Origin of the sequence: Pseudomonas putida NBRC 14164 (genome assembly GCF_000412675.1) — a bacterium.
Classification (GTDB): Bacteria; Pseudomonadota; Gammaproteobacteria; order Pseudomonadales; family Pseudomonadaceae; genus Aquipseudomonas; species Aquipseudomonas putida.
Genome location: NC_021505.1, coordinates 1,643,538 through 1,658,845, shown reverse-complemented (window position 1 = coordinate 1,658,845; position 15,308 = coordinate 1,643,538). Strand labels below are relative to the sequence as shown.

Sequence of the window (15,308 nt, the reverse complement as noted above, 5' to 3'; positions counted from 1 at the left end):
CCGGTCTACCGGGCACGCACTCATTCAATTCGGTACAACGTGGATAACGCACGTGGAAAACGACTGCAACGACACCGGGCTCAACGTGCCCGCCATTCCCCCAGGCGGCTACGCAGGCGCGCGGCGCACTGGCTGTGCAACTGGCTGACCCGCGACTCGCTGACCCCAAGCACCTCGCCGATTTCCTTGAGGTTCAGCTCTTCGTCGTAGTACAGCGCCAGCACCAGGCGCTCACGCTCCGGCAGGTTGGCAATGGCCTCGGTCAGGGCAGCCTGGAAGCGTTCGTCCTCCAGGCCACGCGCAGGTTCGACATGGCCACTGGCGCCATCCTCATGCAGCCCTTCGTGCTCGCCGTCCTGCAACAGGTCGTCAAAGCTGAACAGACGGCTGCCCAAGGTATCGTTCAAGATCCCGTAGTAATCATCGAGACTCAATTGGAGTTCGGCAGCAACTTCATGATCTTTAGCGTCCCGGCCTGTTCTGGCTTCAACGGCACGCATCGCGTCACTTACCATGCGGGTGTTGCGGTGCACCGAACGCGGTGCCCAGTCGCCCTTGCGCACCTCGTCCAGCATGGCCCCGCGGATGCGGATGCCGGCATAGGTTTCAAAGCTGGCGCCTTTGCTGGCGTCATATTTGCTGGACACTTCAAGCAGGCCGATCATGCCGGCCTGGATCAGGTCCTCGACCTGCACGTTGGCCGGTAAACGCGCCAACAGGTGGTAGGCAATGCGCTTCACCAGCGGGGCGTAGCGTTCGATCAGCTCGTACTGGGCGTCTTTCGCCGCCCGGCTGTACATCTTGAAGCCGCTGGCGTTCATAGCACGGGTCCCGCGCTGGTGGGTTGCACCAGACGCTCGACAAAGAACTCCAGATGGCCGCGCGGATTGGCCGGCAGCGGCCAGCTGTCGAACTTCTGGGCGATCGCCTTGAAAGCCAGCGCGCACTTGGAGCGTGGGAAGGCTTCGTAGACGGCGCGCTGCTTCTGCACTGCCTTGCGCACACACTCGTCGTACGGCACGGCGCCCACGTACTGCAGGGCAACGTCGAGGAAGCGGTCGGTGACCTTGGTCAGCTTGGCGAACAGGTTGCGCCCTTCCTGCGGGCTCTGCGCCATGTTGGCCAGCACACGGAAACGATTCATCCCGTAGTCGCGGTTGAGCAGTTTGATCAGGGCGTAGGCATCGGTGATCGAGGTGGGCTCGTCACAGACCACCAGCAGCACTTCCTGGGCGGCGCGAACGAAGCTGACCACTGACTCGCCAATCCCCGCCGCAGTGTCGATCACCAGCACGTCGAGGTTGTCGCCGATTTCGCTGAACGCCTGGATCAGCCCGGCATGCTGGGCCGGGGCCAGGTGCACCATGCTCTGGGTGCCCGAGGCCGCCGGTACGATGCGCACACCGCCAGGGCCCTGCAGCATCACGTCACGCAGCTCGCAGCGCCCCTCGATGACATCGGCCAGGGTACGTTTGGGGGTAAGGCCCAGCAACACGTCGACGTTGGCCAGGCCCAGGTCGGCGTCCAGCAGCATGACCCTGCGGCCAAGCTCGGCCAGCGCCAGGGACAAGTTCACTGAAACGTTAGTCTTGCCGACGCCACCTTTGCCACCGGTCACGGCGATCACCTGTACGGGATGCATGCTACCCATGTCTGTTCTTTACCTTGTCTCGCTGGGACTCAGGCCACACGTGGGGCAATTCTGCGTACCCCTTGGCATAGCTACTTTGCACACGCTTCATGGTCAACCCGCTCGCCGGGGGTTGTGATAGAGATCAGCGAACATGTCGGCCATGGCCTCCTCGCTGGGCTCGTCCTGCTGCTGCACATTGACCGCACGGGACACCAATTGGTGGCCACGCGGCAGATGCAGGTCGTCAGGAATGCGGGGGCCATCGGTGAGGTAGGCCACGGGCAGTTCATGACTGATGGCAAGGCTCAGCACATCGCCAAGGCTTGCCGTTTCATCCAGTTTGGTCAGGATGCAACCGGCCAGGCCACAGCGCTTGTAGCTGTGGTAGGCGGCGGTCAGCACTTGCTTCTGGCTGGTGGTAGCCAGCACCAGGTAATTCTTCGCGGCAATGCCACGCCCGGCCAAGGTTTCCAGCTGCATGCGCAGTGCCGGGTCGCTGGCCTGCAGGCCGGCGGTATCGATCAGCACGACGCGTTTGCGCAGCAGTGGCTCCAGTGCCGCAGCCAGCGACTGGCCCGGGTCGACGTAGGTCACTGGCACGTTGAGGATGCGGCCCAGGGTCTTGAGCTGCTCCTGGGCGCCGATACGAAAACTGTCCATGCTCACCAGCGCCAGGTTCTGCGCGCCGTACTTGAGCACGTAGCGGGCAGCCAGCTTGGCCAGGGTGGTGGTCTTGCCCATGCCGGCCGGGCCGACCATGGCAATCACCCCACCCTCTTCGATCGGCTCGATTTCAGGAATGTCGATCATCCGCGCCAGGTGCGCCAGCAGCATGCGCCAAGCCTGGCGTGGCTCTTCGATCTCGGCGGTGAGGTCGAGCAACTCACGGGCGATAGGCCCGGACAGGCCGATGCGCTGCAGCCGGCGCCAGAGGTTGGCCTGCTGTGGCTTGCTGCCCTGCAGCTGGCTCCAGGCCAGCGAACCGAGCTGCACTTCCAGCAGCTCGCGCAGGCCCGACAGCTCGGAGCGCATGGCATCGAACAGGCGCGGGTCGACCGGCGCCGCAGCAGGGGCAGGGGCAGCGGCAGCCTCAGGGGCATCGACATGCGGCTCGATCAACGGCTCGGCGGCCGTCAGCGACTGCCCGGCAAACAATTGGCGGTTGTTGTCGCTGCTGTCCTGGCGGTGGTCCAGCTCGGCCTGGGCAGTGGCGATGCGCGTATGGGTCTTACGCAGCTCTTCTTCCAGCTCGGCGTTGGGCACGCGCGGAGCCAGGGCGGACAGCTTGTAGTCCAGCGCGGCCGTCAGTTCGACACCACCGGCAATGCGGCGGTTGCCAATGATCGCGGCATCGGCGCCCAGCTCGTCACGGACCAGTTTCATGGCCTGACGCATATCGGCGGCGAAAAATCGCTTAACTTGCATTATCCACTACCTCAGCCGTTAGGGCCCACGGTGGCAACGATGGTGACTTGCTTGTTGTCCGGTATTTCCTGATACGCCAGAACATGCAAATTCGGTACAGCCAGGCGACCGAAACGCGACAGCATGGCGCGGATCGGGCCGGCGACCAGCAGGATGGCCGGCTGGCCCTGCATTTCCTGGCGCTGGGCCGCTTCGATCAGCGAACGTTGCAGCTTCTCGGCCATGCTCGGCTCCAGAAGAACACCATCTTCCTGACCCTGCCCGGCCCTTTGCAGACTATTGAGCAAAATCTGTTCCAACCTTGGCTCCAGGGTAATCACTGGCAGCTCCGACTCAACGCCGACAATGCTTTGCACGATGGCGCGACACAATCCGACGCGCACCACCGCCACCAGCGCGGCGGTATCTTGACTCTTGCCAGCGTTGTTGGCGATGGCTTCGGCAATACTGCGAATATCGCGCACCGGCACCTGTTCCGACAACAGCGCTTGCAGCACCTTGAGCAGGCCCGACAAGGAAATGACACCCGGCACCAGCTCTTCTGCAAGTTTAGGCGATGCCTTGGACAGCACCTGCAGCAGTTGCTGAACCTCTTCGTGGCCAATCAGCTCATGGCAGTGCTTCTGCAGGATCTGGTTGAGGTGGGTGGCCACCACGGTGCTTGCGTCGACCACGGTGTAGCCCAGCGACTGCGCCTGGGAACGCTGGCCGACGTCGATCCACACCGCCTCCAGGCCAAACGCCGGGTCACGCGCGGCAATGCCGTTCAGGGTGCCGAACACTTGCCCGGGGTTGATCGCCAGCTCCCGGTCCGGGTAAATCTCCGCTTCGGCCAGGATCACCCCCATCAGTGTCAGGCGATAGGCGCTGGGCTGCAGGTCGAGGTTGTCACGAATGTGCACGGTGGGCATGAGGAAACCCAGGTCCTGGGACAGCTTCTTGCGCACACCCTTGATCCGCGCCAGCAACTGGCCGCCCTGGTTGCGGTCGACCAGCGGGATCAGCCGGTAACCGACTTCCAGGCCGATCATGTCGATGGGCGTCACGTCGTCCCAGCCCAGCTCCTTGGTATCAAGCGCGCGCTGCGGCGAGGGCAACAGGTCTTGCTGGCGCTGCGCCTCTTGTAGCGCCTCCAGCTTCACCTTGTTCTGCTTCTTCCACACCAGGTAGGCGCCGCCGCAGGCCAGCAGGCCAAGGCTGAGGAAGGCCACATGCGGCATGCCCGGCACCAGCCCCATGACGATCATCAGCCCGCCGGACACCGCCAGGGCCTTGGGCGAATCGAACATCTGCCGGTTGATCAGCTTGCCCATGTCCTCGGAGCCCGAGGCGCGGGTGACCATGATCGCGGCGGCGGTGGACAGCAGCAGTGATGGCAATTGCGCCACCAAACCGTCACCGATGGTCAGCAGGGCGTATACCTTGCCGGCATCGCCAAAGCTCATGCCGTGCTGCAACATGCCGATCAGCATGCCGCCGATCAGGTTGATGAACAGGATCAGCAGGCCGGCGATGGCATCACCGCGGACAAACTTGCTGGCACCGTCCATCGAGCCGTAGAACTCCGCCTCTTGCGCCACTTCGGCACGGCGGTGCTTGGCCTGGGCCTGGTCGATCAAGCCGGCGTTGAGGTCGGCATCGATGGCCATCTGCTTGCCGGGCATGGCATCGAGGGTGAAGCGCGCGCTCACTTCGGAGATACGCCCGGCGCCCTTGGTCACTACCACGAAGTTGATGATCATGAGGATGGCGAACACCACCGCACCGACCACGTAGTTGCCGCCGATCACCACCTCGCCGAAGGCCTGGATCACCTTACCGGCAGCGCCGTGGCCCTCCTGGCCATGCAGCATGACCACGCGGGTGGACGCCACGTTCAGGGCCAGGCGCAGCAGCGTGGCCACCAGCAGGATGGTGGGAAATGCGGCGAAGTCCAGCGGGCGCAAGGCGTACACGCACACCAGCAGCACCACGATCGACAGGGCGATGTTGAAGGTGAAGAACACGTCGAGCAGGAACGGTGGTATCGGCAACATCATCATTGCCAACATCACCAGCAGCAGCAGCGGCACGCCCAGGTTGCCCCGGCCGAGACCGGCCAGGTTGTTGCGGGCGTTGCTGATTAACTGAGTGCGATCCACCGCGAGTCCTCTTGATGCAAAACTTTGACGCCCAGGGGGCGCCTGGGCGTGGCTTTGCAAGAAGCCTTCCAACTTTGCTCGGGAGAGGATGCTGTTTTTGCAGGAGCAGCCTTGTGCTGCGAAGAGGCCATTGCAAGCGAAGATCAACTTCAGCCTTACCGGCCTCTTCGCAGCGCAAGGCTGCTCCTACAGGCACCGCGCCGCCTTCAAGGATAACAAGAGGTCAACTGTCGCGACGCAGGTCCGGTGGGATCGGCAGGTCTTCTTTCAACGGCTCTGGCCGCTTGCCCCTGCCAGCGCGGTACTGACGGATCTGGAACACATAGGCCAGCACCTGCGCCACGGCCAGGTACAAGCCGGCGGGGATCTCCTGCTCTGGCTCGGTGGAGTAGTAGATCGCCCGCGCCAGCGCCGGCGATTCGAGGATCTGGATCTTGTGCTCAACGCCAATCTCCCGAATCTTCAAGGCCATGAAGTCGGTACCCTTGGCCAGCAGCAACGGCGCCGCCCCGCCCTTCTCCGGGTCGTACTGCAGGGCCACCGCATAGTGCGTCGGGTTGGTGATGATCACATCGGCCTGCGGCACCGCTGCCATCATGCGCCGCTGCGACATCTCGCGCTGCAGCTGGCGAATGCGCTGCTTGACCTCGGGCTTGCCCTCGCTGTCCTTGTACTCGTCGCGCACTTCCTGCTTGGTCATCTTCATTTTCTTGTGCGTCTGGTACAGCTGGATGGGCACATCCGCCGCCGCGATCAGCAGCAACCCGGCCGACATCCACAGCGCACTCCAGCCCACCACCTGCAGGCTGTGAATGATCGCCTGCTCCAGCGGTTCGTTGGCAATCGACAGCAATGCCTGGCGGTCGTTGATCAGCACCACCACCGCCACCGCCAGGATCACGAAAAACTTGGCCAGCGCCTTGAGCAGCTCGGTCAGGCCATGCATGGAGAACATGCGCTTGAGCCCTGCCAGTGGGTTCATGCGGCTGAATTTTGGCTGCAGCAGGCTGCCAGAGAACAGGAAACCACTGAGGGCAATTGGTGCCACGAAGGAAATCACGAACAGCAGGATCAGCACCGGCTGCACCGCCCATATTGCCATCTTGCCCGAGGCCAGCAGGAAGGCGCCCATGGCTCGCTCGTCGACAATGATGTCGCGGGTCAGGCTGAAGTTGATGCGCATGATGCTCAGCAACGTCTCGGCCATATGACCGCCGAATGCCAGCAGGCCACCCGCGCCAGCCAGGGTCACCGCCACCGTGTTCAGCTCCTTGGAGCGGGCGATCTCGCCTTTCTCGCGGGCATCGCGCTTGCGCTTGTCGGTGGGGTCTTCTGTCTTGTCCTGACCGCTCTCGCTTTCTGCCATGCTCAGCGCGCCCTCGCCAGTTCACGCAGCCATTGCAGCGCTTCGCTGGCCAATGCCTGGTAGTGGGACAGCACATCGGCCAGGCCGACCCAGAAAATGAACATGCCCATGACCAGGGTCAGCGGAAAGCCAATGGAGAAGATGTTCAACTGCGGCGCGGCGCGGGTCATCACGCCGAAGGCAATGTTCACCACCAGCAACGCAGCGATCACCGGCAGGATCAGCAACAGGCCGGCAGAAAATACCCAACCCAGCCGCCCGGCCAGCTCCCAGAACTGGTTGACCACCAGCGCATTGCCCACCGGCAAGGTGGTAAAACTTTCGGTCAGCACCTCGAACACCACCAGGTGGCCGTTCATCAACAGGAACAGCACGCTCACCAGCATGGTCATGAACTGGCTGATGACCGTGACGTTAACGCCGTTGGCGGGATCGACCATCGAGGCGAAGGCCATGCCCATCTGCACCGCGACGACCTGCCCGGCGATCACGAAAGCCTGGAACAACAACTGCAAGGCCAGGCCGAACAGCGCACCAACGATGATCTGTTCGGCGCACAGCAGCAGGCCGCGCAGGCTCAACGGGTCGAATTCAGGCAACGGCGGCAGCGCCGGCACGATCACCACGGTAATGGCCACCGCCACGTACAGGCGCACCCGCGCCGGCAGCATGCGTGTGCCAAGGATCGGCATGGTCATCAGCACCGCAGTCACCCTGAACAACGGCAGGATGAAGGTGGCAACCCAAGTGCCGATCTGCGCGTCGGTCAGCTCCAGCATATCCGCGTCAACCGATCAGCTGCGGGATGTTGGTGTAGAGGGTGGTGATGTACTCCATGAACTTCTGCACCAGCCATGGCCCGGCGACGATCAGCGTGATCAGCATCACCAGCAGACGCGGCAGAAAGCTCAGGGTCTGTTCGTTGATCTGGGTGGCAGCCTGGAACATCGCAACCACCAGCCCCACCAGCAGGCTCGGTACCACCAGCACAGCGACCATCAGGGTGGTCAGCCACAGGGCATCACGGAACAGGTCGACAGCTACTTCAGGTGTCATCGGCGGCTCTCCTTGACGGCGTCAGACGCCGCCGAAACTGCTGGCCAAGGTACCCATGATCAGCGCCCAGCCATCCACCAGCACGAACAGCATGATCTTGAAAGGCAGTGAGATGATCAGCGGCGACAGCATCATCATACCCATGGCCATCAGCACACTCGCCACCACCATGTCGATGATCAGGAACGGGATGAAGATCATGAAACCGATCTGGAACGCGGTTTTCAGCTCGGAGGTGACGAATGCCGGCACCAGGATCGTCAGCGGCACCTGGTCGGGGCCGGCAATGTCGGTGCGCTTGGACAGGCGCATGAACAGGTCGAGGTCGCTTTGCCGGGTTTGCGCCAGCATGAAGTCCTTTAGCGGCACCTGGGCCTTGTCGATGGCCTGCTGGGCGGTCATCTGCTCCTTGAGGTACGGCTGCAGGGCGTCCGAGTTCACCCGGTCGAACACCGGTGCCATGATGAACATGGTCAGGAACAGCGCCATGCCGGTCAGAATCTGGTTCGACGGCGTCTGCTGCAGGCCCAGGGCCTGGCGCAGGATCGAGAACACGATGATGATGCGGGTAAAGCTGGTCATCAGGATGACGAACGCCGGGATGAAGCTGAGCGCCGTCATGATCAGCAGAATCTGCAGGCTGACCGAATACTCCTGCTGCCCGTCCGCCCCGTTGGACAGGGTAATGGCCGGGATCGACAACGGGTCGGCGGCCAGGGCGAGCGGCGCAGCCAGCAGCAGCGCCACACCCAATAAAGAGTTCAACAACGTACGCAGCGGGCCGCTCATCACAACTTGTCCTTAGGGTCCTTGCCCATCAGCTCCATCAGCCGCTGGGCAAATTCCGGCGTTGCCTGACGTGCGCCAGCCGGCACTTCCACAGGTTCGGCCAGCACATGCAAGGCCTCGATGCTACCGGGAGTGTGGCCAATCAGGATCTGCTCTTTGCCCACCTGCACCAGCAGCAGGCGGTCACGCGGGCCGATGGCCCGGCTGCCGACGATCTCGATCACCTGCCCGCCCTTCACCGCCGTGCTTTGCATACGCCGCAGCACCCACGCCAGGAAGAAAATCAGGCCCACCACCAGCAGCAGGCCGAAGACCATCTGCGCCAACTGGCCGCCAAGGCTGCCAGGCGCCGTCGCCGGGGTCGCCGTTGGCGTGGCCGCGGCCAGGCACACCTGGCTGGCCAGCAGTGCAGCGAACGCCGCAATGGCGCGCATCGTGCCCTTCACTCAGCGCAGCTTCTTGATACGTTCGCTGGGGCTGATCACGTCGGTCAGGCGAATGCCGAACTTCTCGTTGACCACTACCACTTCGCCATGGGCGATCAGCGTGCCATTGACCAGCACATCGAGCGGCTCGCCAGCCAGGCGGTCCAGCTCGATCACCGAGCCCTGGTTGAGTTGCAGCAGGTTGCGAATGTTGATCTCGGTGCTGCCCACTTCCATGGAGATGTTCACCGGGATGTCCAGGATCACGTCCAGGTTCGGGCCTTCGAGGCTGACGTTTTCGTTCGGCTTCGGCGAGCTGGCGAATTCTTCCATCGGCATGCGGCCAGCGCCGCCGTTGCCGGTGTCACCGCCCAGCAGCGCATCGATGTCGGCCTGCCCGGCCGAGCCGGTTTCCTCAAGGGCTGCAGCCCACTCATCGGCCAGCGCCTGGTCCTCTGCGGAGGTGATCTCGTTTTCGTTAGCCATGGTTTCCTCGACAGGCATTCAATTCGTTATGAGCGACCGGCACGCCGTCAGCGGCGTTCGATCGGGTCGATGATCTGCAGGGCCAGGTTGCCCTTGTGCGAACCCAGCCGCGCCTTGAACGACGGCACACCGTTGGCGCGCAGCACCAGGTGCTCGGGCAGCTCCACCGGGATCACGTCACCGGGCTGCATGTGCAGGATGTCGCGCAGCTTCAGCTGGCGGCGGGCGACCGTGGCGGTCAGCGGCACGGCCACATCCAGCACGTCCTCGCGCAGGGCCTTGACCCAGCGCTCATCCTGGTCGTCCAGGTCGGACTGGAACCCGGCATCGAGCATTTCCCGCACCGGCTCGATCATCGAGTACGGCATGGTCACGTGCAGGTCGCCGCCGCCACCGTCCAGTTCGATGTGGAAGGTGGACACCACCACTGCTTCGCTGGGGCCGACGATGTTGGCCATGGCCGGGTTGACCTCGGAGTTCATGTACTCGAAGGTGACCGGCATGATTGCCTGCCAGGCTTCCTTGAGGTCGACGAAACACTGGTCCAGCACCATGCGCACCACGCGCAGCTCGGTAGGGGTGAACTCGCGGCCTTCGATCTTGGCGTGGCGGCCATCGCCACCGAAGAAGTTGTCCACCAGCTTGAACACCAGCTTGGCATCGAGGATGAACAGCGAGGTGCCGCGCAGCGGCTTGATCTTGACCAGGTTGAGGCTGGTCGGCACGTACAGCGAGTGCACGTATTCGCCGAACTTCATCACCTGTACGCCACCCACGGCCACGTCGGCGGAACGGCGCAGCAGGTTGAACATGCTGATGCGGGTGTAACGGGCGAAGCGCTCGTTGATCATTTCCAGGGTCGGCATGCGACCCCGTACGATACGGTCCTGACTGGTCAGGTCGTAGCTTTTGATACTGCCAGGCTCGGATGCACTTTCGGTCTGCACCAGCCCGTCGTCGACGCCGTGCAACAGGGCATCGATTTCATCCTGGGACAGCAGGTCCTGTACGGCCATTGCGGACTCCTACTGCAATACGAAATTGGTGAACAGCAACTGGTCGATGACCGGCTTGCCGACTTCCTTCTGGGCCACTTCCTGAACCACTGCGGTCGCCTTCTGGCGCAACATCTCCTGCCCGACCGGGCTGCTGGCCAAGGTGTCGAAACCCTGCCCGGAGAACATCATCACCAGGTTGTTGCGGATCACCGGCATGTGCACCTTCAGGGCATCCAGGTCGGCCTGGTTGCGCGCCTGCATGGTGATGCTCAGCTGCATGTAGCGCTGGCGGCCGTTCTGGTTGAAATTCACCACAAATGCCGGGGTCAGCGCCTCGTAGATCGCTGCTGGCTTGACGTTGCCGGCCACAGGCTCGGCGGCCGGGGCCGAATCGCTCTTGTGCATGATGAACCAGGTAGCGCCCACCGAAAGGCCGATCGCTAGCAACAGGCCTACGACGGCCAGCAGGATCAGTTTGAGTTTGCCTTTAGTGGCGGGGTCTTTGACTGCTTCGCTCTTCGCCATGCCAATAATCCGTCGTCCATCAGGGGTTCAAAGGTGGATGGCTTGGCTTGAGCAAGTGTTATGCCAGATTTTGCAGACGATGGGTTCCAGCAGGTTTTGCGGTGCTGCCTTCTTCGCGGGCATGCCCGCGAAGAGGCCGACACTGCAAATGAAGGTCAGGCGTAGTAATCAACCGCACTGTCGCCAACAACCACCTGCTGCTCCACAGGCCGGGTGCCCTCGACGGGCTCGCCCCCGCCCTGCTCCGCCTGGCGCGCCGCCACCCCGGACAGGTTGCTGCCCTGCGCCTGCCCCTGCTGCTGTTGCTGCCCGCGCGACTGGTCGGCCACGTTGACATCCGGCTGGGCCAACCCCTGCTGGGCGAACAGTTCGCGCAGGCGGTGCACCTGGCTGTCGAGGGCATCACGCACACCGGCGTGACCGCTGATGAAGGTGACCTGGGTCGACTGGTCCGTCGCAACATTGACGCGAATGTCCAGGCGGCCCAGCTCCGCCGGCTCCAGCTGGATATCCGCCGACTTGAGGTTCTGGCTGGACAGGTACATGACCCGGTTGACCAGGCCCTCGGCCCAGGCACCCTGGTTCATCGGCAATGGCTGGTGTAACGGGCTGGCATTGGCCGGCACGGCATTGGCGGTCTTGGCCGTGGCCGCCTGGGTCAGGCTGGCCAGGCGATTGGCGAAATCATCGATGCGGGTGTCGCTGCTGGCACTCTTGCTGTCTTTCAGGCCATCTTCAAGCAAGGCACCAAAGGCTTTGTCGCCCGGCTCACCTGCTTCACCCTCGGCATTTTCCACCAGATTCGCCAAGGTATTGACGGCTGCCTGCCCATCTTCGCCCTGGGCCTGGGACGGATCCAGCGCATGTGCCGAGGTGCCACCCTTGGCCTGGGCGCTGTGCTCCAAGGCCAGCCGCAAGGTTGGCAGGTTAGCCAACGGGTCGGCATCGGGGTCGAAGGCTTCTTCGGCAGCGGGTTCTTCGGGCAGCGCAGCAACCTGCGCCGTGGCGGCCTGCAGTACCGGCGCAACGGCCTCGGCCTGGGCCTGGATCAGTTGCGCACCAGGCTGGGCGTCGGTGACCTGGCCGGCCACCAGGCTGGCATCACGCAGCCCGGTATCGGTCTGGGCCGCGTCGTCAGCTGGCAATTTGTTGCCGTCATCGGCAACCGCAGTTTTGTCGGCGGGGTCTTTCTTGCCACCCGCTGCCGCCTCAGGTTTGTCCTTGAGCTTGGCCGGGGCAGCCTTGTCATCCTGCCCGACGGCCTTATCACGCCCCTGCCTGGCCATCACCTGGCCAAAGCCGTCGCCCTTGTCACCCAGCGCCTGCAGCGGTTTATCCGCCTGCGCGCTGGCCGAACGCGAGGTGCTTTTAATGGCGTTGGCTTGCAACAAAGGGTTGGGTGCGACAGGCATCGAGCGGTCTCCGCGCCAGGAACAGAAAGATCATCCAGCCGGAGAAAAGCAAGACTCGCGCCAACTCACACATCAGCCTGCAGAAATACGCTGCTGCTCATCGCGGTAGAAGTGCTGCACCTCGACGTATTCCAGATCGATGCGGTTGATCAGGTCTTCGATCCCATAGAGCGGGCGCTGCCGCGCGCGGTCTTCCAGTTGCTGGCACAGGCAAGCCAAGGCCACGGCGCCCATGTTGCTGCTGCTGCCCTTGAAGCTGTGGGCGGCCGCACCAAGCTCTTCGGCGCTTTTGGCCGCGTGCAGCTGGCTCAGGCGCCGTTCAGAGTCGTCGAGAAAGGTTTGCACCAACTGCAGGTAGCCATCCTCCATGACTTCACGCAAGTCACTGAGGACCTTGTGGTCAATATGCATGTCAGTCACTTGTTCACTCCTTGATCAAGCCAGATTATGCCCGAGCCAACCTGTGGCTCACCATACGAACTCCACATGTGCGCAACGCCCGCCTTCGCTCCAGCGGGCATTGCTGGCCAGCCGCTGAATCAGGTTCAGGCCACGCCCGCTCAGGCCCTGCGCCAGCGACGGCCGCGACAGCACACGCTGCACATCGAACCCGGCGCCACTGTCGAGCACCTCGATCATCAGACGCCCACCCTCGGCGTGCGGTTCAACCCTCAAGTCGATGCGCACGAAACCGTCGCTCAACGCACCCAGCCGCCGGGCGCGCTCCTGATAATAGTCGGCGAACCCCTGCACATCGCGCTTGAGCTGCGAGTCCAGGCCCAGCACCCCATGCTCCAGCGCATTGGAATACAGCTCGCTGAGCACCGCGTGCAGGCTGCCGGTCCGCGCCCGCAGGCCGTGGATTTCTTGCAACAACTGCACCAGATACGGCACCGGGTTGAAGCGCTTGAGGCTCTCGCCACGCACCTCGAACCCCAGCGACCAGTCCAGCGGGCTGGAACGGCCGCTATCAGAGTAGATCATCGGCGCCGGCACCCGCTCCTCCGCGCTGAACATGCGGATGTCGCACAGGCTGATGTCATCACGCGGGTGCCCGCCAAATTGCTCCAGCGCCTGCATGACTTCATCGAACAGCTGCGCAGGGTCGCGATTGTCGGCCAGCACCGCACGCAAACGCTCCACGCCGAATAACCGTTCCTGGTCATCGGCGGTGTCCAGCACGCCGTCCGACAACAGCAACAAGCGCTCGCCCTGTGCCAACGGCAGCACTTCAGTGCTGTCATCGAAACGCTCTGCAGCCAGGATACCCAGCGGCAGGTGCCGAGAGCTCAGTGATGATAGCACATGGCCACTTACCGACAGGCGATAGCCATCGGGCATACCCCCGTTCCACACCTCGACCGAACCGCGCTGCAAGCTGAGGTCGAGCAGCAGTGCACAGCAGAACATGTCCACCGGCAGGATACGTTTGAGCTTGGCGTTCATCTCGCGCAGGATCTGCGCCATGCCGTAGCCCTTGGCGGTCATGCCGTAGAACACTTCAGCCAGCGGCATCGCCCCTACCGCCGCTGGCAGACCATGGCCGGTGAAATCGCCAAGCAGCACACGCATGTCACCGGCCGGGGTGAACGCAGCCAGCATCAGGTCGCCGTTGAACAGCGCATAGGGCGATTGCAGGTAGCGGATGTTGGGGGCAGAAAGGCAGCCGGAGTGGGCCACCTTGTCGAACACCGCCTTGGCAACCCGCTGCTCGTTGAGCAGGTGGTGGTGGTGCCGGGTAATCTGGTCACGCTGCTCCAGCACGGTAGCCTGCAACCGGCGCAGGCGGTCCATGGCGCGGATCTTGGCGCCGAGGATCACCGCACTGTAGGGCTTGGCCATGAAGTCATCGCCCCCGGCCTCCAGGCAGCGCACCAGGCCCTCCTCCTCATTCAGCGACGTCAGGAAAATGATCGGCACCAGCGCCTCGCCGGCCAGGGCCTTGATCTGCCGCGCCGCCTCGAAGCCATCCATCACCGGCATCAGCGCATCCAGCAGCACCAGCTGCGGGCGCCGCTCGACGAACAGCGCCACCGCCTGCTCGCCGTTTTCTGCGGTGAATACCTGATGGCCCTGGCGGCGCACGATCTGCGCCAGCAGCATTCTGTCGGCGGCCCCGTCTTCGGCGACCAGCACGGTCAACGCCTGTCGGGGCGGCATGTCGGCGCTCAACTGATGTCGAACAGTTTTTCGAAATTGGAGATGGCGAGGATCTTGCGTACATCGGAGCTGGCGTGCACCACGCGCACATCCGACTCATCGCCGCCCGCATGATCCCTCAGCAACAGCAGCATGCCGAGCGCAGAACTGTCGAGGTAGGTGGTGTCCTTCAGGTCGACGATTACCGAATCGGGCCGATAGGGCTGGCGTTCGTAGGCGTCACGAAACTCCTGATGTTTGCCGAAATCGAAGCGCCCCTTGATCTTGATCGTCAGCTTATTCCCTTCCCGCGAAAAATCAGTCTCGACTGCCATGCTAGCGATTCCTTCGATGATGGCGGATGCAACTCCATTAAGGTTTAGCAGGCGATGGCATGGGTGGCAAGCACATGGTTCCAGCAGGCGATGCGGCCCCCTGATTGATGGTGCAAGACAGGATCAGAAATGGTTTTGCCGGGGCAAGCGCTGCGACAGTTCGTCCAGCAACCGCTGCTCACGCTTGTCTTCGGCGCGCCGGGCTTCGTCCATGTAGCGCTGCACCAGCTTGCGCAAACCCTCTACCCGGGCATAGGCCTGCTGCCAGGTGCCACGGGCGTTGTTGAGGTTGTTCTGGTGCCACACCAGGCTCTGGCGCTGCTGGGTCATGGCCGTTTCCAGCTGCCCCAGAAAACGCTGGTAGTTGACCAGCCAGCTGCCATTGACCCCCTGCCCGCCGCGGTTGATCCACTGCAGCTGGTAATCCTCACGAAACCGTTCGAGTTCGGCCAGCTTGGCCTGGGAGGTGGCCACCTGCTGCTGGAAATGCCCCAGGCGCTGGGCTGCCTTGCGCTCGGCTTCCTCGGCCATGTCCACCACCGGCGCCAGGCGCGCAGCGCGTCCGGGCAGCGCCATGG

The 15,308-nt window shown here is 63.2% G+C and carries 17 protein-coding genes; all 17 read right to left on the bottom strand.

Annotated features, from left to right (window positions below):
- Nucleotides 1–80: 80 nt before the first annotated feature.
- The 17 genes from fliA to fliJ all read right to left on the bottom strand — a co-directional run bounded on the left by fliA (nucleotide 81) and on the right by fliJ (nucleotide 15,306).
- Nucleotides 81–821, bottom strand: coding sequence for an RNA polymerase sigma factor FliA (gene fliA, locus PP4_RS07290; protein ID WP_016498566.1), 741 nt, complete (start codon nucleotides 819–821; stop codon nucleotides 81–83).
- The gene (gene fleN, locus PP4_RS07285; RefSeq protein WP_016498565.1) at nucleotides 818–1,651 is read right to left on the bottom strand and encodes a flagellar synthesis regulator FleN; all 834 of its coding nucleotides are present in this window, start codon (nucleotides 1,649–1,651) and stop codon (nucleotides 818–820) included. Before fleN ends, fliA begins: the two co-directional genes overlap by 4 nt.
- Nucleotides 1,652–1,744: 93 nt before the next feature.
- The gene (gene flhF, locus PP4_RS07280) at nucleotides 1,745–3,058 is read right to left on the bottom strand and encodes a flagellar biosynthesis protein FlhF (RefSeq protein WP_016498564.1); all 1,314 of its coding nucleotides are present in this window, start codon (nucleotides 3,056–3,058) and stop codon (nucleotides 1,745–1,747) included.
- Between the two features lie 11 nt (nucleotides 3,059–3,069).
- A complete protein-coding gene (gene flhA, locus PP4_RS07275) occupies nucleotides 3,070–5,199 on the bottom strand; it encodes a flagellar biosynthesis protein FlhA (protein ID WP_016498563.1) in 2,130 nt (709 codons plus the stop codon).
- Between the two features lie 223 nt (nucleotides 5,200–5,422).
- On the bottom strand, nucleotides 5,423–6,565 hold the full coding sequence (gene flhB / locus PP4_RS07270) for a flagellar biosynthesis protein FlhB (RefSeq protein ID WP_016498562.1): 1,143 nt from the start codon (nucleotides 6,563–6,565) through the stop codon (nucleotides 5,423–5,425).
- Between the two features lie 2 nt (nucleotides 6,566–6,567).
- Nucleotides 6,568–7,344: a flagellar biosynthetic protein FliR gene (gene fliR / locus PP4_RS07265; protein ID WP_016498561.1), complete on the bottom strand. Its 777-nt coding sequence runs from the start codon at nucleotides 7,342–7,344 to the stop codon at nucleotides 6,568–6,570.
- Nucleotides 7,345–7,351: 7 nt separating this feature from the next.
- A complete protein-coding gene (fliQ, locus tag PP4_RS07260; RefSeq protein ID WP_012273497.1) occupies nucleotides 7,352–7,621 on the bottom strand; it encodes a flagellar biosynthesis protein FliQ in 270 nt (89 codons plus the stop codon).
- A 21-nt stretch (nucleotides 7,622–7,642) separates the two neighbouring features.
- On the bottom strand, nucleotides 7,643–8,410 hold the full coding sequence (fliP, locus tag PP4_RS07255) for a flagellar type III secretion system pore protein FliP (RefSeq protein WP_016498560.1): 768 nt from the start codon (nucleotides 8,408–8,410) through the stop codon (nucleotides 7,643–7,645).
- A complete protein-coding gene (gene fliO, locus PP4_RS07250; protein WP_016498559.1) occupies nucleotides 8,410–8,844 on the bottom strand; it encodes a flagellar biosynthetic protein FliO in 435 nt (144 codons plus the stop codon). Before fliO ends, fliP begins: the two co-directional genes overlap by 1 nt.
- 12 nt (nucleotides 8,845–8,856) lie before the next feature.
- Nucleotides 8,857–9,321 carry a flagellar motor switch protein FliN gene (gene fliN / locus PP4_RS07245; protein WP_041167975.1) on the bottom strand — a complete coding sequence of 155 codons (465 nt, stop codon included), beginning with the start codon at nucleotides 9,319–9,321 and terminating at the stop codon, nucleotides 8,857–8,859.
- A gap of 47 nt (nucleotides 9,322–9,368) precedes the next feature.
- Nucleotides 9,369–10,337, bottom strand: coding sequence for a flagellar motor switch protein FliM (gene fliM / locus PP4_RS07240; RefSeq protein WP_013973595.1), 969 nt, complete (start codon nucleotides 10,335–10,337; stop codon nucleotides 9,369–9,371).
- Nucleotides 10,338–10,346: 9 nt separating this feature from the next.
- On the bottom strand, nucleotides 10,347–10,844 hold the full coding sequence (gene fliL, locus PP4_RS07235; RefSeq protein WP_016498557.1) for a flagellar basal body-associated protein FliL: 498 nt from the start codon (nucleotides 10,842–10,844) through the stop codon (nucleotides 10,347–10,349).
- Nucleotides 10,845–10,999: 155 nt separating this feature from the next.
- Nucleotides 11,000–12,256, bottom strand: a complete 1,257-nt coding sequence (locus PP4_RS07230) for a flagellar hook-length control protein FliK (protein WP_016498556.1) — start codon at nucleotides 12,254–12,256, stop codon at nucleotides 11,000–11,002.
- A gap of 72 nt (nucleotides 12,257–12,328) precedes the next feature.
- Nucleotides 12,329–12,676 (bottom strand): Hpt domain-containing protein, encoded by a 348-nt coding sequence (locus PP4_RS07225; protein ID WP_016498555.1) that lies wholly within the window; start codon nucleotides 12,674–12,676, stop codon nucleotides 12,329–12,331.
- 48 nt (nucleotides 12,677–12,724) lie between these two features.
- Complete coding sequence (locus PP4_RS07220; protein ID WP_016498554.1) at nucleotides 12,725–14,416, bottom strand: fused response regulator/phosphatase; 1,692 nt, start codon at nucleotides 14,414–14,416, stop codon at nucleotides 12,725–12,727.
- A gap of 8 nt (nucleotides 14,417–14,424) precedes the next feature.
- Nucleotides 14,425–14,730 carry an STAS domain-containing protein gene (locus PP4_RS07215; RefSeq protein WP_016498553.1) on the bottom strand — a complete coding sequence of 102 codons (306 nt, stop codon included), beginning with the start codon at nucleotides 14,728–14,730 and terminating at the stop codon, nucleotides 14,425–14,427.
- Nucleotides 14,731–14,853: 123 nt separating this feature from the next.
- A complete protein-coding gene (gene fliJ / locus PP4_RS07210) occupies nucleotides 14,854–15,306 on the bottom strand; it encodes a flagellar export protein FliJ (RefSeq protein WP_016498552.1) in 453 nt (150 codons plus the stop codon).
- Nucleotides 15,307–15,308 lie beyond the last annotated feature (2 nt).

Coding starts and splice junctions, on each gene's coding strand:
- fliA (WP_016498566.1), bottom strand. CDS start 821: ATGAACGCCAGCGGCTTCAAGATGTACAGCCGGGCGGCGAAAGACGCC.
- fleN (WP_016498565.1), bottom strand. CDS start 1,651: ATGGGTAGCATGCATCCCGTACAGGTGATCGCCGTGACCGGTGGCAAA.
- flhF (WP_016498564.1), bottom strand. CDS start 3,058: ATGCAAGTTAAGCGATTTTTCGCCGCCGATATGCGTCAGGCCATGAAA.
- flhB (WP_016498562.1), bottom strand. CDS start 6,565: ATGGCAGAAAGCGAGAGCGGTCAGGACAAGACAGAAGACCCCACCGAC.
- fliR (WP_016498561.1), bottom strand. CDS start 7,344: ATGCTGGAGCTGACCGACGCGCAGATCGGCACTTGGGTTGCCACCTTC.
- fliQ (WP_012273497.1), bottom strand. CDS start 7,621: ATGACACCTGAAGTAGCTGTCGACCTGTTCCGTGATGCCCTGTGGCTG.
- fliP (WP_016498560.1), bottom strand. CDS start 8,410: ATGAGCGGCCCGCTGCGTACGTTGTTGAACTCTTTATTGGGTGTGGCG.
- fliO (WP_016498559.1), bottom strand. CDS start 8,844: ATGCGCGCCATTGCGGCGTTCGCTGCACTGCTGGCCAGCCAGGTGTGC.
- fliN (WP_041167975.1), bottom strand. CDS start 9,321: ATGGCTAACGAAAACGAGATCACCTCCGCAGAGGACCAGGCGCTGGCC.
- fliM (WP_013973595.1), bottom strand. CDS start 10,337: ATGGCCGTACAGGACCTGCTGTCCCAGGATGAAATCGATGCCCTGTTG.
- fliL (WP_016498557.1), bottom strand. CDS start 10,844: ATGGCGAAGAGCGAAGCAGTCAAAGACCCCGCCACTAAAGGCAAACTC.
- PP4_RS07230 (WP_016498556.1), bottom strand. CDS start 12,256: ATGCCTGTCGCACCCAACCCTTTGTTGCAAGCCAACGCCATTAAAAGC.
- PP4_RS07220 (WP_016498554.1), bottom strand. CDS start 14,416: ATGCCGCCCCGACAGGCGTTGACCGTGCTGGTCGCCGAAGACGGGGCC.
- PP4_RS07215 (WP_016498553.1), bottom strand. CDS start 14,730: ATGGCAGTCGAGACTGATTTTTCGCGGGAAGGGAATAAGCTGACGATC.
- fliJ (WP_016498552.1), bottom strand. CDS start 15,306: ATGGCGCTGCCCGGACGCGCTGCGCGCCTGGCGCCGGTGGTGGACATG.